The 21223-nt window shown below is 50.2% G+C and carries 16 protein-coding genes and 1 pseudogene; 5 read left to right on the forward strand and 12 right to left on the reverse strand.

The annotated features are described in order from the left end of the window. The first annotated feature begins 91 nt into the window (after positions 1–91). On the forward strand, positions 92–1108 hold the full coding sequence (locus ACTJKB_RS19105; RefSeq protein WP_440835982.1) for a LacI family DNA-binding transcriptional regulator: 1017 nt from the start codon (positions 92–94) through the stop codon (positions 1106–1108). Between the two features lie 342 nt (positions 1109–1450). Here ACTJKB_RS19105 and ACTJKB_RS19110 read toward each other — a convergent pair whose 3' ends face one another. From ACTJKB_RS19110 to ACTJKB_RS19135, 6 genes are all read right to left on the reverse strand, one after another. Then, complete coding sequence (locus ACTJKB_RS19110) at positions 1451–2461, reverse strand: ketoacyl-ACP synthase III (protein ID WP_440835983.1); 1011 nt, start codon at positions 2459–2461, stop codon at positions 1451–1453. Positions 2462–2674: 213 nt separating this feature from the next. Continuing rightward, positions 2675–4018, reverse strand: a complete 1344-nt coding sequence (locus ACTJKB_RS19115; protein WP_440835984.1) for a glycoside hydrolase family 28 protein — start codon at positions 4016–4018, stop codon at positions 2675–2677. Positions 4019–4199: 181 nt separating this feature from the next. Further along, the gene (locus ACTJKB_RS19120) at positions 4200–5312 is read right to left on the reverse strand and encodes a glycoside hydrolase family 88/105 protein (RefSeq protein ID WP_440835985.1); all 1113 of its coding nucleotides are present in this window, start codon (positions 5310–5312) and stop codon (positions 4200–4202) included. 66 nt (positions 5313–5378) lie between these two features. Beyond that, the gene (locus tag ACTJKB_RS19125) at positions 5379–6254 is read right to left on the reverse strand and encodes a carbohydrate ABC transporter permease (protein WP_440835986.1); all 876 of its coding nucleotides are present in this window, start codon (positions 6252–6254) and stop codon (positions 5379–5381) included. A 21-nt stretch (positions 6255–6275) separates the two neighbouring features. Then, a complete protein-coding gene (locus tag ACTJKB_RS19130; RefSeq protein ID WP_440836008.1) occupies positions 6276–7244 on the reverse strand; it encodes an ABC transporter permease in 969 nt (322 codons plus the stop codon). 133 nt (positions 7245–7377) lie between these two features. Beyond that, complete coding sequence (locus ACTJKB_RS19135; RefSeq protein ID WP_440835987.1) at positions 7378–8931, reverse strand: extracellular solute-binding protein; 1554 nt, start codon at positions 8929–8931, stop codon at positions 7378–7380. Between the two features lie 552 nt (positions 8932–9483). On the opposite strand from ACTJKB_RS19135, the gene ACTJKB_RS19140 reads away from it, so the two are divergent. Further along, a complete protein-coding gene (locus ACTJKB_RS19140) occupies positions 9484–9813 on the forward strand; it encodes a DUF3139 domain-containing protein (protein WP_440835988.1) in 330 nt (109 codons plus the stop codon). 59 nt (positions 9814–9872) lie between these two features. On the opposite strand, the gene ACTJKB_RS19145 is transcribed toward ACTJKB_RS19140, so the two are convergent. Next, positions 9873–11408 carry an extracellular solute-binding protein gene (locus ACTJKB_RS19145; RefSeq protein WP_440835989.1) on the reverse strand — a complete coding sequence of 512 codons (1536 nt, stop codon included), beginning with the start codon at positions 11406–11408 and terminating at the stop codon, positions 9873–9875. A 183-nt stretch (positions 11409–11591) separates the two neighbouring features. Here ACTJKB_RS19145 and ACTJKB_RS19150 point away from each other — a divergent pair, with 183 nt between their 5' ends. Further along, on the forward strand, positions 11592–13931 hold the full coding sequence (locus ACTJKB_RS19150; RefSeq protein ID WP_440835990.1) for an AraC family transcriptional regulator: 2340 nt from the start codon (positions 11592–11594) through the stop codon (positions 13929–13931). Between the two features lie 131 nt (positions 13932–14062). Here ACTJKB_RS19150 and ACTJKB_RS19155 read toward each other — a convergent pair whose 3' ends face one another. The 5 genes from ACTJKB_RS19155 to ACTJKB_RS19175 all read right to left on the reverse strand — a co-directional run bounded on the left by ACTJKB_RS19155 (position 14063) and on the right by ACTJKB_RS19175 (position 19436). Continuing rightward, entirely contained in the window at positions 14063–14770 is a 708-nt protein-coding gene (locus ACTJKB_RS19155) for a hypothetical protein (RefSeq protein WP_440835991.1), read from the reverse strand. Positions 14771–14968: 198 nt separating this feature from the next. After that, positions 14969–16798 (reverse strand): APC family permease, encoded by a 1830-nt coding sequence (locus ACTJKB_RS19160; protein ID WP_440836009.1) that lies wholly within the window; start codon positions 16796–16798, stop codon positions 14969–14971. A 223-nt stretch (positions 16799–17021) separates the two neighbouring features. Further along, positions 17022–18512, reverse strand: coding sequence for an MDR family MFS transporter (locus tag ACTJKB_RS19165; RefSeq protein ID WP_440835992.1), 1491 nt, complete (start codon positions 18510–18512; stop codon positions 17022–17024). A gap of 103 nt (positions 18513–18615) precedes the next feature. Next, positions 18616–19044: a MarR family winged helix-turn-helix transcriptional regulator gene (locus ACTJKB_RS19170; protein WP_440835993.1), complete on the reverse strand. Its 429-nt coding sequence runs from the start codon at positions 19042–19044 to the stop codon at positions 18616–18618. Between the two features lie 188 nt (positions 19045–19232). Beyond that, positions 19233–19436, reverse strand: coding sequence for a sporulation protein Cse60 (locus tag ACTJKB_RS19175; protein WP_440835994.1), 204 nt, complete (start codon positions 19434–19436; stop codon positions 19233–19235). Between the two features lie 149 nt (positions 19437–19585). Between ACTJKB_RS19175 and ACTJKB_RS19180 the strand changes: the two are divergent. Then, a pseudogene (locus tag ACTJKB_RS19180) lies at positions 19586–19669 on the forward strand (hypothetical protein); the annotation flags it as partial. A gap of 81 nt (positions 19670–19750) precedes the next feature. Then, complete coding sequence (locus tag ACTJKB_RS19185; RefSeq protein WP_440835995.1) at positions 19751–21220, forward strand: VCBS repeat-containing protein; 1470 nt, start codon at positions 19751–19753, stop codon at positions 21218–21220. The last annotated feature ends 3 nt before the right edge of the window (positions 21221–21223 follow it).

Below are 21223 nucleotides of genomic sequence, written 5' to 3' on the forward strand. Positions count from 1 at the left end.
AAGTTGAATAGACTTAAATTCATGAATAAGCGCGGCGTAGCAGTCTTTTGGACTGAATGCACGGATAAGCGGAGGTTGGATTTCCATGCAAATGAATATTAAAAAAATCGCTGAAATGGCGGGTGTCTCCGTCTCTACCGTTTCGAAAATCATGAATAATTACAGCGATGTTTCCGAAAAAACAAAAAAAAGGGTCATGGAAATTATCGAGCAGACCGGGTACTCCCCCTCCAACTCCGCCAAGACACTTGCCACCAAAAAGTCCAACCTGATCGGGGTTATTTTTGCCGGTGAGCTTAACGTTGAATTTACGCATCCATTTTTTGTGGAGGTGCTGAATTCCTTCAAGAAACAGATGGGTGTGCTGGGCTACGATCTGATCTTCTTCTCCAACGAGAAGTTCATTAGCAGCGGAGATTATTACTCCCGTTGTCTGCATTTTAATGTCGACGGCTGCGTCATTATCTCCGGGCAAAAGATGGAGCCGGCGATCCGCGATCTCGATAAGAGCAGCATCCCCTGCATCGGCGTAGACCTGGAACTGACAGGCACAAAGTCCGGATTTGTGATGTCGGACAATTTTCAGATCGCCTCCAAGGTGGTAGAGCACTTCTATCTGCTCGGCCACAGAGAGCTTGGGTTCATCGGAAGTACGGCAGATTCGGAGATCTCCAACCAGCGGGAAGCCGGATACGTGAGGGCGATTGAAAGCTTCGGCCTGACCCTGAACCGGAAGTGGTTCGTGCATGGGGACGACTTCTTTGAATCCAGCGGCTACGCGGCGATGCAGCAGCTGCTGAAGACCGGAAGCTTGCCAAAAGCGGTCTTCGCCGCCTCCGATCTGCTCGCCCTGGGTGCGATCCGGGCCTTGAAAGAACAGGGCCTGCGGATCCCCGAGGATGTGGCCATCATCGGCTGCGATGACATCGAAGCCTGCAAATACACCAGCCCCACACTGACCACCATCCGCCAGAACAAAGAACGCCTCGGCGTACTCGCGGCACATATGCTCTTCGACCTCATCAACAATCAATCGGACGGCGGTTCCTTTGTCGTCGAACCGGCACTGATCGTCCGCGAATCCTGCGGCAGCCGTTTGACCGGCTAACCCGAAAGCAAGCCTGCCGCGAGCTGGTGAACCCTTGACGTCAGCTTACTTTAAACGGTGAGCCTCACCAGCATACTCGCTTTCCTTTGAAGGCCCTTAAGTATCCAAGCAGCTAAAGTACTTATGCAGCACCCTCACACTGTATCTTCAGCAACGTCAGCTACCAATGGCGATCTTAGCAATCTGTAGCAACCTCTCAGTACTCTCAGCAGTCCCCCCTCCGGCGAAACTTTTACTTTCTTAAACAGACAACACTAATCGAAACACTTTCGATAATATAATCCCTTATTTGATGTAAGGGTTCAAGGCACTGTTTTTCTGGTTTTGGGCGTCATTTTTCGGTTAGAGAGGAGTGGGAGGCGAGACCTCGGGGGCCAGTGCCAGCTTCACCAATTGACCAGCATGCGTTAGCCCCGCACCAAAGCCATACAGCAGAATCTGCTGGCCGTTCACGACCTTACCCTCACGGATACCAAGATCCAGGGCAAGCGGAATGCTGGCGGCTGAAGTATTCCCGAAATATTCAAGACTGTATAATGCCTGCTCAAAAGGATAATTCAACCGCTCACAGATCGGTTCAATCATCCGCAAATTGGCGCTGTGCGGAATGAACCAGTCCACCTGGTCCAGGCTGATTCCGGCATGGTCCAGCACCTGCTGCACACCCTGAGGCACGGTACGCACCGCCCAGCGGAACACTTCACGGCCATTTTGCACCAGCTTGCCAGTGTCTATTAGATCTATCTCATTCACCCTGTGCGACAGGCCTGTGCGGTATACATGATGCGCCCCGCTGCCGTCACTGCCCAGATGGAACCCGGCGAAGCCATCCATTTGTTCATCGCTCTCCACCAGTACAGCCCCAGCCCCGTCACCAAAAAGGATACAGGTGCTCCGGTCGGTATAGTCTGTAATTTTAGATAACGCATCCGCCCCAAGAACCAGCACCTTGCGGTGCAGACCGGAAGCCACATAGGCATGTGCTGTATGCAGCGCATAGACAAATCCGGCGCAGGCAGCACTCATGTCCATTGCTCCGGCTGTAGGCTGAATCCCCAGGCGGTTCTGCAGAATGGATGCAACCGAAGGAAAAGGAAAATCAGGCGTGCTTGTGGCCACGAGAATCATATCGACATCTTGCACGCTTTTGCCGTAACGTTTCATCAGATCCAGCACAGCGGCTGCACATAAATCACTGGTGTATTCATCTTCACGGCTAATTCGGCGTTCACGGATTCCGGTCCGCTGGACAATCCACTCATTATCGGTATCCACTATCTGCTCCAGATCGCTATTCGTAAGTCTCCGGGCCGGAACATAAGCACCGATTGCGGTAATTTTGGCACCTTTCAAAAGTATCACCCCATAATTTAGTATCTGATATTAGTACTTGGTACTAATTATAGCCTCAAGCGTTCTATATTGCAAAACGTTTTCCCGAACAAACACGGCAAAAGCAAGCTCTCCATTATCTATTACTATCTATTACCTTTTCCCTTTGAACTTAAGCAGCAAAAAGAACCGCAGCCCCCAAACGGGCCACAGTTCCATATAAATACTTTTCACTTAACTGTTGACCGGCTCAACCGTAACCCGCTCGATCAGCTTTTCCGGTTTGACGGTGTTTTTGGACCGGCAGTTCATAAGCTCGACCTCTTCCCCGTTCTCAATGTAGAAAGCGGGGCCTTCGTGATTCTCAACCGTCACCTGGTGGAATTGCACATCCCGTACATATCCCAGATAAAAGCCCCGGCCCTTCATCGGCTCAAGCCCTGTCATCATATCCGGAGCTCCTGGTACCGCATTCTTCGCCATTGAGATATCCACGTTCGTGAATGTAATCTCCGAGACATGCTGCTCCGCAAGTCCATACAGGAACCCCGCAGCAGCATGGACATTCCGGGCTGTAATATTGGCATAATGAATCCGGCGAAAACAAGGCGTTTCAGCGGTAACGGGATAGGGATTTTTGTCCCAGACGTATTTCTCCTTGCCGCGCGGTCCGCAGAAATAATACAGGTTGAGCGTAAAAGGGCAAATGACGTCCTCCATCACAATATTGCTGATTCGGATATCTTCGATAATCCCACCCCTCCCGCGTCTGGATTTCATGCGGATTCCACGGTCGGTCTGCTTGAACACACAATTGCTGATTGTCACATTACGGATGTCGCCGCTCATCTCACTGCCAAGCACAACCGCCCCATGTCCGTGGACCATCGTGCAGTTGGTGATGGTAATGTTCTCGCAGGGAATACGCTCCAGTGTGTCTTCGGTGCCCGCTTTGATCGCGATGCAGTCATCGCCCACATCAATGTGGCAGTTACTGATATGAATACCCGAGCAGGATTCGGGGTTGATTCCATCCGTATTCGGCGAGTCTGCGGGGTTCAGGATGGATACATTGTCAATCGTCACATTGCTGCAGCCGATAGGATTCACTGTCCAGCTCGGTGAATTCATCAGCGACACATCTTTGATGGTAACCCTCCGGCAACCGCTGAGACCGATTAACGTCGGGCGCGGATGATCAAGCTGCTCCGGATGATTCCTGTGCTTCTCCCACCACGGAGTACCGTTGCCGTTAATGGTACCGCTACCGGTAATGGAGATGTTGACCAAATCCTTACCGTAGATGCAGGGGGAATGCACCTCCCGCTTCACGCCCTCCCATCTGGACTCCACTGCCGGAAAGTCCTGCGGTAGGGTGCTGAATGACAGCACTGCCCCCGGACTTAAGTGCAATTCAATATTACTGCGGAGCTGGACTGCCCCGGTCAAAAAAGTGCCCGCCGGGACATACACCATCCCTCCGCCCGCCTCACCCGCCGCTGCAATCGCAGCCGCAATCGCGCTTGTGGCGGGTTCGCCATTGTCCGGCAGAGCTCCATAATCGACTATATTAAACATCCGCTACACTCCTTCCATGAAATCTACGGCGTTTCTGCCGTTGTATCGTCTACTTTCCTCCCGCGGCGCTCCAACAACGGCGTTTCTGCCGTTGTATCGTCCAGGCTTGTTTGACTGGAAGTTTAAAATCACCGTCAGCCCATTACCTCTGCTTCACGAAGTTCTTCGGGCCTTCCCCCGTTCAGCCCTCGCCCCCCGCCACGTCATACAAAGACTGCATCTCCACACACGCCATAACCAGTGCGCCGACGCCATGCAGATCATTGCTGACCTTCGGGCGGGTGACGTAGTTCTCGTAATCGCCCGCCGATGTGCCGATGCAGATGTCGGGCAGAATCAGCCTGCCCTCTTCGTCCTGCTGCAGCACCCGGATCAAGCCCTCATACCCCTTGCGGGCAGCAGCCAATGCTCCGGGTGGAGCGATGCCGTGCTTCACAGCCTTGGCAATCGTATAGACGAACAGACAGGAGCCCGAGGTCTCCAGCCAGTTATCCGGCTGGTCGCCTTTATCGACCACCTGATACCACAGTCCGCTCTCCCCATCCTGATACCGGATGAGAGCTTCGACGAAGCTGCCCAGTTCGGCAGCGAGCTCCGCTCTACCCGGATCGCCGGCAGGAAGCAGATCCAGAAACTGCGAGACGGCGAGGCCGTACCAGCCCAGCGACCGGCTCCAGAATTCCGGGGAGCAGCCGGTTTGCGGGTTCGCCCAGGGCATCCGCTTGCTCTCATCCCAGGCATGGTACAGGAGCCCCGTGGTCTCATCCTTCATATGCCTCCGCATCAGCCGCTCCTGATGCAATACGGTTTCACGCAGGCTGGTTTCGCCATAGGCATTGGCATATTTAAGGGAGAATACTCCGGCCATATACAGTCCATCCAGCCACATTTGGTTCGGATATTTATCCTTGTGCCAGTATCCGCCTTCCGAGGTCCGGTTCAGCGTCAGCAGCAGATTGCGCAGCTTATCGGCGGCAATCTTGTACTTCGGCTGGCCGGTCCGCTCATACAGCGTGAACAGCAGCAATCCAGCCTGAACCGCATCCAGCTCGTCCCGGGCAAAATACAAATTGCCGTTCTCATCCACCAGATCATCGACGTATTGCTGAATATATTCAATATAGCGGTCCTCCTGGACAGCTTCCCACAATAGTTCCATACCGCACAGAAACACACCCTGATGGTAATGCCAGCGGTGGGCTGGAGGCAGCTCTCCTGCTTTATAAGTATCCATTAAAGAATCACAGGCCTGTTGTGCCCATTCCATAGGTGTTGCCGGCAGACTGCCTATCATCTCCATACCCCTTCCACTATATAAGTAACACTCCTGCAGTTCCAAATCTCCCCTCCGCACCTCTTACTAACCCTTCATCGATCCCAGCATAGCTCCCTTGGCAAAATGCTTCTGCAGGAACGGATAGACCATCAGAATCGGCAACGTGGCTACCACGATAACCGCCATCTTAATCGTCTGATCCGGCGGCGGATTGGTCGCATCCAGTGAGGAACTGTAGTCCATCCCGCTCGCGAGCACCACGATTTGCCGGAGCAGCACCTGAATAGGCCATTTCGCACTATTATCCAGATATAGGATCGCAGTCATGTAGGTGTTCCAGTAAGTAACAGCATAGAACAGGGAAATCGTTGCAATCGCCGGCAAGGACAAGGGCAGTACAATCCGGAACAGGATGCCGAAGTCGTTGCAGCCGTCGATTTTAGCCGATTCTTCAAGACCTTCTGGGATATTCTGAAAGAAGTTTTTCAGGATAATCATATTGAATGCACTAATCGCCGAAGGCAGAATCAGGGCCGCATACGAGTCGATCAGACCCAGCTCCTTCACCACCAGGAAGGTGGGAATCATTCCGCCATGGAACAGCATCGTGAACACTACGAGAAAGTTGAAGACATTGCGCCCGTCCAGATCCCTTCTGGAGAGGCCATAGGCCATAAGGGCAGTGATGAACATACTGAACAGTGTGCCAACGAGTGTAACCCCTATAGAGACACCCATTGCTCTAAAAATCGTGTCCGTCGAGAAAATGAACTTATACGCTTCAAGGCTCCACACCTTGGGAATCAGCACAAACTTGTTGGCTGCAATCTCAGCACTTGTAGTGAATGAGCCGGCAACCACGTGCACAAACGGCAGCACGGTGATCAGGGTAATGAGGGCAAGCAGTGTAAAGTTCACAGCAGAAAAGATTCTTCCGCCGATCGTGCGATCTTCTACCATTTCAATTCCTCCCGCTGGTTCTCAATAAACGCCTTCTTCGCCCATTTTCTTGGACAATTTGTTGACCGACATAACCATAATCAGTCCGATCACGGATTTGAAGAATCCGATAGCCGTACTATAGCTGAACTGCCCTTGTCTGAGTCCTGCCGTGTACACATACGTATCAATAATTTCCGCAACCTCTCGATTCATGGAGTTCAGCATCAGATACACATGTTCAAATCCAAGATCGAGCACGGAACCAATTTTCAGAATAAGCAATGTAATGATGACGCCGCGGATCGCCGGGAGGGTAATATGCCAGATTTGTCTGAGCCGTCCGGCACCGTCCATGCGTGCAGCTTCATAGAGCCCGGGGTCGATAGCCGCAATCGAAGCCAGATAAATAATCGTTCCCCAGCCCGCTTCCCGCCAAATAACTTGAAGGATATACATCGGCCTGAACCAGCCGGGATTCAGCAGGAAATTGATCTTTTCGAAACCGAAATAGGCCAGCAGCTCGTTGATAATCCCGCCATCCATCGTAACCATGACAAAAGAAATCGAAACAACGATAACCCAGGACATAAAATGGGGCAAATAGATGAGCGTCTGAAAGGTTCTTTTGAAAAAGCTGCCTCTCAGTTCATTCAACATTAACGCCAGGATAATCGGAACCGGAAAGTAAAATAAAATATTCATTCCGAACAAAATCAAGGTGTTCCCGAGGATATTAAGGAAATCCGGCTCTGAAAATAACCGGTGGAAATGCTTCAGCCCCACCCATTCACTTCCTGTTATCCCCTGGTAAGGCTTGTAATCCTGAAACGAGATGATCAAACCGTACATCGGCAAGTATTTAAAAACCACAAAGTACAGAACGCCCGGAATCAGCATGACGTAGAGCAATTTGTTTCTCCACAGACGTTTTTTGAGCTCACTGCTGCTCTTGTAGCTCTTGGGCTTCAGCTCGGGAACCACACCAGGCTGAGCGGAGACTTCCTGCATAATACTCTTCCTTTCTGCTTCATAATTGGTGCCTGACTGCCGGCGCGCCAAGAGAATCCAAAAAGACTGCTGAACTACCGTTGTTAGCAGCCTTTTCAGCTTCATTTGTATTCACTTACTAAAAAACTGCTGCCTATTTCTTATACACAGCATTGTATTCTTCAATAATTTTCTGGCCGCCGCGGTCTTTCCAGGCCTGCACTTCTTTTTCGAATCCGGCCTTGTCGATTTGTCCGTACATATATTTGTAAGTCGCATCTGTAATGATCTGCTGAAGCTCTACGCCCTTGGAAGTATAGGTAGGTGAATCCAGTGCAGCCGTAGGATCTGCCACACCTACCTTCACATTCTCCAGCAGCAATTCTTCAGCGTGGATTCGGCCTGGCAGGACATTCAAGCTTTGGTACATGCCATTTGTCTCCGTTTCACCAATCACACTGTCCTTGTAGCCCTTAACCTCGCGCTCGATCAGCTCTTTGTCATCGGCAGGTTTGGCTCTGCCGTCTACGACAGTGTAGTGGGTCCCTTCAATGCCCCAGTACATCAGGTTGGCAACCTCAGGAGTCATCATCTTGTCATAGAACGCCAGAATCTTCTTCAGTTCACCCTCATCCTTGACTGCAGATTTCGGGAACAACACGACATTGTTATAGCCCGGAATCATCCATTGCGCGAACTTTCCGTCCGGTCCGGCAACCATACTGTGCGTATCCAGCACGGCATCCGGGAAATTCTTAATCAGGTCTTTGTTCAAGGTATCAATATCCTGCATCGAGCCGCCGATATACATCCCCGCTTTGCCGCTGACGAACATTTTTACAGCATCGGTTTTACTGGTTGCCGCGAAATCCTGGTTCATGTAGCCAGCATCGCGGGCTTTTTTGAAGAAATCCATCGTGTCGAAATACTGCGGGAACGTAAATTCCGGCTCCAGCTGTCCATCCTTCTCTCCCCAGTTGTTCGGTGTGCCGAACCAGGAGGATACGGTTTTGAATGCACCATAGACCAGTTCGTTACGGTCCACGATACCTATGGTATCTTTGTTGCCGTTGCCGTCCGGGTCCTGCTCCGTGAACGCCTTGGCCATGGCAAACAGCTCATCCACATTCGCCGGCGGCTTCAGGCCCAGCTTGTCGGCCCAGTCTTTGCGGTAAATGATGCCCTGGCGTGCCAGCGGCCGTCCAATGTACAGGGTATACAGCTTGCCGTCCACCTTGGTATTGTTCAGGATTTCAGGTTTCAGCTTATTGAGATTCGGGAACTCGCTTAAGAGTGGTCCGATCTCCCAGAACTGCCCGTCCTTGATCGACTCTTTCATCTGGAGGAAAGTGGTCTGGTTCTTCAAATACGTAACCTGCGGCAGGGAGCCCGTAGCGAACGAGGAGTTCAGTTTCTCTTCATACGTATCCGCCGGGTAGAACTGATAGGTGAGCTTCGTATTCGTTAACTTCTCCACTTCCGTCTTAATCGTATCCGGTGGAGTCTCTGACGTGTTCAGTGGAAGCATAATCTTGATCTCTGTCGGTTTCTCCGGCTCCGGTGCCTTCGTTGCGGTGTCTGTTCCGCCGCTGGTGCCCGCATTGCTCGGGGATGCTTCGTTATTCTTGTTGTTGTTTCCTGAACACGCTGTCAACATGCTGAACGTGAGCAGTGCAGACAGGAGCAGGGTGAAGGATTTTTTGTTCATGCCAATTTGACCTCCGTTTAACTTGTATTGGTTACAAGCCTCACATTACAGCGTCCAGGAGGTTACGAATACAATCATTTGCTCATAAAGGGGCCTTTCTGCGGGGGTTCTGGGAAAATGATTATCGTGGTAACGGGAGCATTGAACTGAAAGCTGGACGGGCGTGGGAGGTGGCGGGCGTGGCTGCGGGGAATGTTTAGACTTTCGGCCGCTGTTGTCTCCAGATGTTTTGGATTATATTCGCTTTCAGCGGATAACATCCGGAGACAAAGGCGGACGCTCACGCTCCTACAGTTCCAAACTTCCCCTCGCCACTCCCACCTCCCTTGCGGGTGGTTTTAAGTTCAATGCAGGGAGGAAGAGCAGAAAAAAACCGCCACATCAATCTGCGGCGGGGGCAGGAAGCAAGCTTATTCCTGGCAGAAACAGAATGGACAGACAAACTCTTGAAATTCGATCCATTTTATTAACTAATATGTTAATATGTACAATATAGTTTATTCCATTTTTATGTAAATAAACATCTGTTTTTTTGAAATAAGGGATGGTTTTATGACAAAAAAAATAATAACTTCATTCGTTTCAATAATTATATTACTTGTATTAGGAGCTACAATAAGCCTCCAAATGTATAAAAATAAAATGAATCAAGAAATTCAATCTTACTTATTTAACCAAAGAGGTTACACAAAAATAGATATAAATAAAATATATACACAAGTTGGAAAGGCCCCATTGGTAAGTACAACTGTTATTTTCAATGATGATAAAGACAATAGATATTTCTACCGCAAAGAGAAGGGGCGAATATATCAATATAGTATGGCACCTGTACAGGGTGTAGATGATGGTCATCAGCAATACAAGCACAAAGAAAACTGACGACAAACATGAAAATAACGAGAAAGCTTGCCTTTGGGGCTTTGCCTCCCTGTAATATGTCACGGAAAAAAGTTCGAATGGAGTTCAGCAGCAGCAGCCTCCCCATACTCCTGAATAATCAGATTGCCGCCGCCTGCCTTCCACTTCTCTACCTCCTGGCGGAAGCCTTCGGCGGAGATATTGCCCAGGATATAATTGTAGGTGGCATCCACGATAATGGCCGAAAGCTCGGTATTCTTTTCATCAAAGGTTGGCGAGCTGAGGCTGACGGTCGGATCATCGACCAGGAAGTGCTCATTGTCTTCGCTAAGCTGGTCGGCGAGAGCGGTCAGCTGCTCTTTTTGCGCCACCTCCATAATGTTCTTGTTGCCGATATCCGCGATCATCAGGGAGTAGAGCGGGCTCACCTCATTCACACGCAGCTGCGAGGTTTCCTCCGGGAGAATCACTTTGCCGTCCTCCAGCTGATAATGCCGCCCTTCAAATCCGTATTTCATCAGATTGGCCACATCCTTATCCATCGTGCGGTCAAAAAATCCGAGTACTTCCTTCAGCTCCTTCTCCGTGGCAATGGCCTTTTTGGAAAAGAGATAGAGTCCGTTGTAGTTGGGAATGGACCATACCTTATAGCCATCCGGCCCTTGTATCCGGTTAATTAAGGTCAGCTCGGCGGCGGGATTGATGGCCTGGGCCTCAATCGAGAGACGCTGCACATCGGTCATACTCCCTATGAACATGCCAGCGCTGCCCCGTATGAACTTATCCCGCTGCACCTCCTTGCTGGTCAGGGCGAAATCCTGATTCATCATCTTTTCATTGTACAATTGCTTCATAAAGTTCATCGTATCCATATATTCAGGCGTCTCAAATTCAGGGATGAACCGGCCGTTCACCAGCTTCCAGTTATTCGGTGTGCCGAAATAGGAGCTTAGCGTCTTGAACACTCCATACACCAGATCATTGCGGTCAACCAGGCCGAGCGTATCCGGTTTACCATTGCCGTCGGGGTCATTATAGGTGAACTCCTTGATGACGTTATACAGCTCCTCCAGCGTCTGCGGTTTGTTCAAATGGAGATGATCGAGCCAATCCTTGCGGATGATAATTCCTTGTCTGGAGGATGGGCGCTCCGTGTACAGACCGTAGAACTTCCCGTCCACAGCAGTCTGATTCAGAATCGAGGGGTCCAGCTGCTTCAGATTCGGAAAATCCTTAAGATAGGGACCAATCTCCCAGAAGGCCCCCGAGCGGATTGCATTTTTGACCAGATTATAATCCGTGACCTTGACAAAAGTGACCTTGCCCAGGGAACCGGTCGCCATCGCCGTATTCATTTTGTCGGTATAGACGCCCTCCGGAACCCAGGTAATCTCCAGCCGGACACCGGCCAGCTTCTCAATTTCCGCAACGATGTCCTTGGCAGGGGTTTGGGGAAAATGGAGCGGTGCCAGGATGGAAATCGACGGAACCTCTCCGCCGGAGCCGCTGCCTGCAGCATCCTCCCCGCTGCAAGCGCTTAACATAATCATCATCACAAGCAGAACAAGCACACAGCTATATCGGGCAGCCCTGCACCCCAAGTCCGGTCTGAACATCCATGTATCCTCCTGGCCTATAAATTATACATTTCATTCCTAATAGATGTACAAATTGCATTTGATAGGGATAAATAGAGAAAATGATTATTGCGGCACCAGATGATTATTGTTATTATCCTTCGTGATGCATACACTGAAGACAGGCGACTGCTTCTACTTCATGTAAAGGTGCTGAATCTATTGAAACAATTAAGCTTCCTGAACAAATTAACTATTTTCGCCTTTGTCCTCAGCACATTACCTGTGCTGTTCATTGGTTCTTTTTCTTACTTCACATCCTCCAGCGAAATTCAAAAAAATGTTAACCGTAACAAAATGGAACTTATTTTACAAATTACATCAAATGTAGAGCATAAGCTGGCTACTGTCAATCAAACCTTAAATCAGGTCGTGAACTCCTCCGTACTGAAAAAGGCTCTGAACAACCCATTAAATGTAACCGATTTCATTTTATATAATGACATACGTACAGAAATTCGCAATATGCAATCTTTTGATACGAAGCTGGAGGATGTGATCCTGTTGAACCAGCGGCAGAACTGGATGATCAAAAATTCCGGGCTCTACCGTCTGAATGAATACGAGAATTACGAGCAGCTGACCAACCTGATTAATCTGCCTGACGAAACTTCCTGGGTGCTGAATCCCGCTTCCCTGTTCTACAGCGAGGAGAGCATTAACGTCACAGGGTGCGAATACAGCATCAGCCTGATCAAGAAGCTGCCCACTACCAAGCTGCAGAAATACGGGCTGGCGATTGCCAATATTCCGGCCTGCAGCCTGCAGGATTTCATCAATTCCGATCTGCAGCCACTGGACAGCATTATCATTCTGGACAGCTCCGGACGGATTCTGCTGCACCCGGACCGCAGCCTGATCGGCCAGCCGGCTGCAGCCAGCGGCTTCAAGGATTTCGCGCAAATTTCCAGCGCCGCCAGCCCATCGGGGCAGTTCGAGACCGTAATGGACAAAAAGGATTATTCCATCACCTATACGCGTTCCCAGCAAAACGGCTGGATCTATCTTTCGGTGACTTCAATCGCAAGTTTGACCAAAGAGTCTAACAAAATCGGAACCTACACCGTATATGTATGTACCCTGATGCTGCTGCTCTCCGTTCTGCTGGCCTGGCTCGGCTCCCGCAAAATGTACACACCCATAGAACGTCTGCTGAACCAGATGGGCCAGCGTAGGCCCGATATCCGAAAACGGCATACGAATGAGTTTCAGATCATCGGCGAACAGGTGCATCATCTGTTCCAGTCCAAGTCCCAGCTCGAGAAGGAGGTTGCCCAGCATATCCAGCAGGTGCGCACCTTTGTCCTGATCAAGGCTTTTCAGGGGAATATCAAGAAGCGGGAGCTGCTTGAGGAGCTGGAGCAATTCGGATACCAGCCCCAGCTGGAGGAATGGCAGACCATGGCCGTGATTACGACCAGCATCGACTTCTCCGAGGAGAACAGCTATCAGAAAAAAGACCTCAGCCTGCTGCTGTTCGCCGTGCATAATATGATCGAAGAGCTGGTCCCCTCCAGTAACCGGCTGGCCCCGGTCATTATGGACCATACGGTCGTGACACTGATTGGGAGCGCAGACAGCGATGCGGAGTCTTTTCACAAAACACTCTATTCACTAACCGAATCGCTGCAGCAAAAGATCAACAACTATCTGAAGCTGGAAGCCAGTATCGGACTCAGCCTGCCCTTCCATGCCTTCGATAAAATGTCGATTGCGTACAAGGAAGGCCTCGAAGCCTTGAAACACCGGATCACACTGGGTAAAGGCATCATTATTCAATACGAAAATATCAACTCCGGCAACCATTATCTCAATCTGAGCTATCCCACCCATAAGGAAAATGACCTGATGGACGCGATTAAGCTGGCGGATACTGAGAAGGCAAAGGACCTGCTGCACACGGTGTTCAGCTGTATTTTCTCACCGGGGCTATCCCCGCAGGAATGCCAGATTCCCCTGACACGCCTACTCAACAATCTCCTGATTATGATGCAGGAGTCAGGGATCAGCCTGAGCCAGATTCATCCGGTGAACGGCTCGTTATTCGAGGAGCTGACGGATATCCACATCGTGGCCGAGATTGAGGACTGGTTCTGGACGGTGGTCATCCAGCCGATGATCCGCATCTTTGGCAGCAGGCAGAATGCCCAGTACCATAATATCTCGGAGAAGCTGATCGATATCGTCCAGCATGATTATGACAAGGACCTCACCCTGGAGGAATGTGCCTCCCGGCTGCACTATAATGCCAACTATATCAGCAGCGTGTTCCGCAAGGAGACGCAGTATTACTTCAGTGAATACCTCGCCATGTACCGGTTCAAGATGGCGAAGAAATGGCTGGAGGAGACCGACATGCCGATCAAGGATATCGCCGCCCGGCTGCGTTACAATAATTCGCAGAATTTCATCCGCTCGTTCCGCAAGCAGGAAGGGATGACCCCCGGCCAGTACCGTGAGAATGCCGGCGCAAGGCAGCGGGTGGTGCCGGATGATTATTGACGGAAGAATGTATAGCATATAGCCTATGAATTCCGGCATACTATTCTCAAAAAGCCGCGGCCCAGAAGGAGAAGGCTCCTTGGGACCACGGCTTTTTGGGCGTTGGAGGATGTTTAGGCATTGGAGGATGTTTAGGCATTGGGCTTGCGCAATTTTCTTCTTCTGATGAAAAGAAGGACTCCAGCCGCCAGCAGCACAATAACTGCACCTCCGGCAAGCACAATATTCCTGATGTCCGGCACATACACCACCAGACGCATCGGCTCGGAATCGGCCATGGTGATGTGCCAGGTCAGTGTATTCCCATCCTGCTCGTCAGCATTGTTAGGACCATAGAGATTGTATGGCAGCGTTAGTTTGAACGCCATTGCTTGGCTATGCATGAACAACCGGACCAGCGACTTGGGTACACTCAGCGTTTCAAGCGCGTCTAGAATCTCATCAGAATAAGCGTTCAGCTTGGACTGGGCCACCACGTCATACCGGGTGTACAGCCACTTGTTTTCGGTATCTACTTGTGTGTCCACAATATCAAGGCTTCCCGCATTCAGCTTCATATCCTGTATGGAGGCGTAGGATTTCAGAAATTGATATTCCGTGGATTTGCCGACTTTTGTTTTGTGCAGTTCAATCCCTGCCGCCTGCAGTCTGCTGCGAAGCAGATCCTCAATGGTACCGCCTGCCAGCGACTCCACACGCGAATCCAGCTTGAGATTGAATGCAATATCCATGCCTCCGTCCTTCTTCACCGTGACATGTGCCGTCCCATTGGCGCAGCCCGTCACCAGAACAAGCATTAGGAGCACAAGTCCCAGGATGCTCAATGTTCTCCACTTCAATGCCGTTCCCCCATTCCTGTAGCATAAGCTATTACCTAAAAACAAGCCTTGCCCTCAAAGGCCGATAGACCGAGTGTACCATATGCCCACACTGCTGGGACAGTTCTGCAATCCGCAGCAATACCCCCTGCTTCCGGTTATGATTCCGGTGGCAGGGGGCATTGTGTATACTATTTAAGCCACAATATAGAACTACCGTTATTTCTTCAAATGATAAGGCACGGTTGTAATAATTACATCCCGCCGGTACAGCAGATGCGCACGGAGTAGCAGGCTGGATTGGTTATGCAGAACATTGTGCCAGCCTTTCTTTGGAATGAACTGGGGCACGATTACCGTCACCTGATATTTCGATTCGCTCGCCTTGCGCTGGACCGTGTCGATAAACTTGGTCAGCGGGTGAATGATGCTGCGGTACGGTGAATACAGCGTCACCAGCCGGATTTCAGGATGGAATTTCTTCCACTTTTCTTCAAATATCGCATCATCCTCCCGTTCAAACGGGACATGTACCGCAATAATCTGTTCGGCACCAAGTGATTTGGCGTAGCGAAGCGAGTTCTCCACCACATGAGTGATTCCTGCAACTGGCAGGATGATGATATTCCCTTCAATCGCCAGCGGCTCCGCCTCACAGGTAGAGATCCGGAGCTGATCCGCTACAGCCTCATAATGCTTGTGAATCCGGTAGAACAGCAGAATAATCAGCGGCAAAAAGATTAGAACGGGCCAGACCTGCGCAAATTTGGTCAGGAAGAACATCATCGTAACGATGAAGCTGATCAACGCACCGGTTGTATTGATGATGAACTTGGTCATCCAGCCTGGAGGCTTCTGTCTGATCCATTTGACCATCATTCCGCTCTGGGAGAGGGTGAACGGAATGAACACCCCCACCGCATACAGCGGAATCAGGTGCTCGGTCCGGCCTTCAAAAGCAATAATCAGCAGGATCGACAGCAGTCCCAGTATAAGAATGCCGTTAGAATAGCCCAGCCGGTCCCCGCGGACCGTGAACATACGCGGAATGAACTTATCCTTGGCCAAATTCACGGCCAGCAGCGGAAATGCGGAATATCCGGTATTGGCCGCCAGAACCAGAATCAGAGCGGTCGTTCCCTGGACAAAGTAGTACATAAAGTTCCGGCCAAAAACCTGTTCAGCGATAATTGAGACTACCGTCGCATCCTCTTGAGGAGTAATCCCGTAGTAATACGCCAAGAATACGATCCCTGTAAATAACACTGCGAGCAGTGAGCCCATAGCGACCAATGTTTTGGCTGCATTGTTCGGTGCAGGCGCCTTGAAGTTGGGGATGGCATTGGAAATGGCCTCCACCCCGGTGAGTGCCGAGCTTCCTGAAGAAAAGGCCTTCAGCAGCAGAAACAGGCTGATTCCTGCTATCGGTGTGCCGAGAGGCGTATGCAGATTGGAAGGCACGCTGCCGGTCAAAATATGGAACACACCCAGACCGATCAGGATAAATAAAGCAAGCACGAACAAATATACCGGATAGGCCAGGAAGGACGCCGATTCCGTAACCCCGCGCAGATTCAGGGTGGTAATAAGCAGTACAAAAACAATGGCAATCACTACATTGTACGGATGCAGGCTTGGAAAAGCCGATGTAATTGCATCTGTTCCCGCCGAGACGCTGACAGCTACCGTTAATATGTAGTCCACAAGCAGCGAGCCGCCGGCCACAAGCCCCGGATACTTCCCCAGGTTTTCCTTAGACACCACATAAGCTCCGCCACCATGGGGATAAGCAAAAATAATCTGCCGGTAAGATAAAATCAGAGCCAGCAGCAGTACGAGGACCCCTGCCGCGATAGGGATTGAATACCAGAATGCCGCAGCGCTGAGAGTCACCAGCACCAGGAGAATTTGCTCAGGACCGTAAGCGACCGAAGATAAAGCATCCGAAGAGAGAATCGCCAGCGCTTTGGTTTTGTTCAGTTTCTGCTCGCCGAGCTGTTCCGATTTCAGCGGCCGTCCAATTAGAAATCTTTTTACCGAAGACATCATCAACCTCACCCATCACTTTTTAAAGTTATATTACCCTTGAAAATAAATAATAATCTCAGTTCCTTATTATACACTTCTATGTCAATGACGGTTTCGCTTCTTTTCCGTTCAACAAAGAGGCTGCCCCGTCAATTGATGACTTTGGACAGCCCCTGCATGTTTAGATCGTTCTCGAAGCTCCTAGTTAAAGTAAGGCAATAAAGCTGAGGCTGAACCAGACGGTTTAGACGGCTGCTTTCTTCTTCGTTCCGGTTGCCGCCTCCGCTGACTGATGGTGGCCCGGAATAATACTCCGCCGGACAAAGAACCCGGCAAAGAGCCCGAATACAGTAATAGCTGCCGCCAGAATAAATGCATTATGCACGCCTGCCGCCAGACTGTTAGCCGCAAGCTCCTGTCCTGTGGCTTCAGTGTGAGCAAGCAGATAATCCTTCTGACCAGAGGTCATCACACTTACAATCAGAGCTGTGCCGACTGCACTGGCAAGCTGCTGCAGTGTATTCATAATGGCTGTACCATGCGGATGCAGTTCGCGGGGCAGCTGGTTCAGGCCATTCGTCTGGGCAGGCATCAAGGTAAGTGCGATTCCCACGGTCATACAGCAATGCAGTAACACAATCTGGTAGATCGGTGTATTTATACTGATTCCTGTGAACATCCACATCGCTGCGCAGAGGATAATCACACCGGGAATGACAAGTACCCTTGGACCCGCTTTGTCAAAGCTGCGCCCAATGATTGGGGACAGAATCGCATTGATAAGCCCTGCAGGCAGCATCAGAAGTCCGGCGTACAGAGCAGATAATGCCAGGGAACCCTGCATAAAGATCGGCAGCAGATACGAGGTTGAGAAGATGGTAAGAAAGCCGATAACAATAAATAATGCACCTGCCGTGAACATCGGATATTTGAATGCACGCAGATTCATAACCGGCTGCTTCATCGTCAGTTGACGCCAGATGAACAGTACGAGTGCCACCATTCCGGCCCCGAGTGACGCAATAACTACCGGGCTGCCCCAGCCGCCTTCGCCTTCACCCGCACTGCTGAGTCCATACACGATTCCTCCAAAGGCAATTGTCGACAGGATTAACGATAAGACATCCATTTTCGGTTTAGTAATTTTGCCGACATTCTCAATATTAAGCAGTCCAACTACCAGGTCGATAATGAGGAACGGAATAAGTCCCCAGAACATCCATTGCCAGCTTAGTTTATCTATAATCAGTCCCGATACGGTGGGCCCAAGCGCAGGTGCAACCATCATGACAAGTCCGACCATCCCCATCGCTGCCCCTCTTTTGGCTGGCGGAATAATCGTTAGTACCGTGTTGAAAATGACCGGCATCAGGATCGCGGTTCCTGCCGCCTGAATGAGACGTCCCACAAGCAGAATTTCAAATCCGGGTGCAAAACCCGCAGCGAGCGTACCTGCAATGAACAGTGTAATCGCTGTTCCGAAGAGCTGGCGGGTCGTAAACCACTGCAGAAGCAGCGCCGAAACCGGCATAATAATACTGACCACCAGGATATATCCTGTTGTAATCCACTGCGCTGTAGATGCTGTAAGACCCCATTTTTCCATCAGCACGGGCAGTGCCACATTCATCATAGTCTCACTAAGCAGACCGATGAATCCTCCCAGCAGCAAGGATACGAGCACGGGAATAACCTTATACTTAACCTTAATTTGTGTTGCTTCATTCATTAACAAACGGGCTCCTCTCCAGTTTCCTATCCATATAGCTTTATATTTAATATGTTCATTTATTATATGTTCACTTATTATTTAGAGTCAAGACATTTCCGGTTACAGCTCATCCAATCAACAGCCTCAATTGTTTAATGAATCCTTCCAGCTCCGGTCCCAGCTTCGAAAAAAACGTCTTATCCGCTTCCAGCACAATTTGGTTCGCCCGTTCCATCACATTTTCACCCGGCTCCGTAAGCCGGATCAGTTTCGCCCGGGTATCCTGGGGATGCGGCACGCGGTTGACATAGCCTTTTTTCTCCAATGTCCGCAGTACCTCTGATGCCATCATTGGGTCCATGTAGGATTCGTGGGCAATCTGAACCTGTGTGGCACCAGCCGAACCGCCCCGTTCGTTAATTGAATGGCATGAACGCAGCAAAGCAAACTGAACATGTGTCAGGTCCACCTCCTGAAGCTTCTGCTTCATCAGCTTTTGCCAATTATTCGTCAATCTCCACATCATGTAGCCTAATTCCTCATTATGTATATCCATTTCGGGTCCCCTTATCCGGTGCGCTGATCTATCGATTAATTATAAACAGCTCGTTCCGCTTCGTCAAAATAGTCTGTACCAGCCCCACGCTTCGATTGCTTAGACGAAGGGGCTTCCCCGCTGATCCATATAAATAAGCCGCCTCAGTTATATTCATAACTGAGGCGGCTTATTTACAGGATGGTCTATTATTTTGTAAAGATGACCAGAGCCGTGTACTTGCTATCTGAGCCAACACCGTGCTCAGAATTTGTTGTTACAGCAGTGGGAACCACTTGATATTTGATATCTATAAGCTGCCCCTGTACCATTGCCGATATGAATTCATCGATCATATCACTGAGTTCCGTAATATTTTGAGCTTCAAAAGCCTCAACAGCATAATATGCCATGAAATCACCTCCCCTTATCAAATTTCGACACAAGGAAGTATTTTCCTTCTTTTACTTTATTATTTTTTCATTATAAGGAATTTTTTCCTGCGTACTAACAGCTCGAAGAGGCAGCCGCCTGAACGTAGCCGAGCTAGCAAGGCTTTGCCGATTCGAGCTACTTCTGCAGAACGTTTAAGAAATATTATGGACAAGGGTCCCAGAGTTACAGGCGGGTGTACAATGAAGGTTAGGCAGCCTTTACCATTTTGATACTACTTTGCGAAGGGCCTGGGATATACTAGCCTCAGACCTAACAAAGGAGATTATACGTTATGAAAAAATCAGCGCTAAGCGCTCTTCTTGGATTCACTGTTCTGGTGGCAGGCTGCAGTGAAATGAAAACTCCCAGTGACCTGCTTAAGGCTCCTTCCCAGGGAAACGCAGACGGAACAATAACAAGCATTGTCCAGCCTTTCCTGCCTGCAGGCTCCCACTTGACCGTACCTGTTCATTCCGAATCCAGCAGTGCCATCCAGCTGCAGGATCTCGACAAGGATGGGCAGGAAGAAATCCTGGCCTTTTACAAAACAGATAAAACCGACTACGAAATCAACACCCTGGTACTTTCCAAGACGGGTGGTGAATGGAAAAAGCTGACCAACATTACCGGAGTCGGCAGCGAGCTGGACTATGTAAAGTATGCGGATGTCACAGCGGACGGAGCGCCGGATGTACTGTTAGGATTCAGTGGGGGTCAAGGCCTAAGCAGAGAGTTGTCAGTCTATAGTCTTAGCGGCGGCCAGTTATCGGAGATTCTGAAGCAGCCTTATGACTATCTGGCAGTTGGGGATATGACAAACGAAGGGAAGACGGATATCGCTTTGCTCCAGTCCACAGTCGATACAGATAACCAGCCGCTATCCCGTCTCCAGTTATTACGGCTACACGGAGGCAAGCAGCAGAGTTTATCCGACCAAAAGATTAGCGGAACGGTCATCCAAATGATGTATGCCAAGGCCTCTCCTACAGCAAACGCACTGATTATCGATGCTGCAGTTGGCGCACATGCTTCCTATACCTCTCTCCTGACTTGGGCGAATGGAGCTTTTACTGATATACTTGCAACAGATGATTATCAGCATTCGGCACTTGAGGGCAGCAAGAACCTTGTACTGAAGCCCCGGGCTCCTGGACCGGACAGCTTACTTGGTGAAGGCAGCTTGTCTATCAAAGATTATCCGCTGTACAGCGAGGATGTGAACGGAGACGGAATCGTTGAAATCGGCTTCCTTGTCCCTCCAACCGGTTCAGAGAACTTCGCGCCGCTGGCTACTCCTTTTATCACCAAATATTATCAATGGGACGGCCAAACAGGACTTAAGCTCGTGCAGGAGCAATTCGACCGGTGGGGATTCAATTTCCATATTCCAGGGTCCTGGACCGGCAAATACCTGCTGGATCCTACGAGGGAATCTCCTGCTCCATGGGAGCATATAAACTTTATCTACAAGAACGCAAATTCCGGGGAAAAGGCCCCTCTGCTGGAGCTGCGCCTGCTGACACGGAAAGATTGGCAGAAGGCAGAAGCAGAGCTGATTGGGGCAAAGGCTTCCTACAAGCTGCTATACGAATTGCAAGATACAAGTGATGAAACAGAGCCTACGGTGCTCGTTGCCGTGCTGCCATCACCGAATGCAGGCAGCAAGCTGACTGGACCTGCATCCCAGGAGTATGAGCAGCTGAAGCTGACCCTGGAGGAAGTACAGCAGCTGGCCGGCACGCCGCAGAAGCCCCGGCCATAACAA

It is taken from the genome of Paenibacillus sp. 22594 (assembly GCF_052044425.1).
In the GTDB taxonomy this organism is placed as follows: domain Bacteria; phylum Bacillota; class Bacilli; order Paenibacillales; family Paenibacillaceae; genus Paenibacillus_AQ.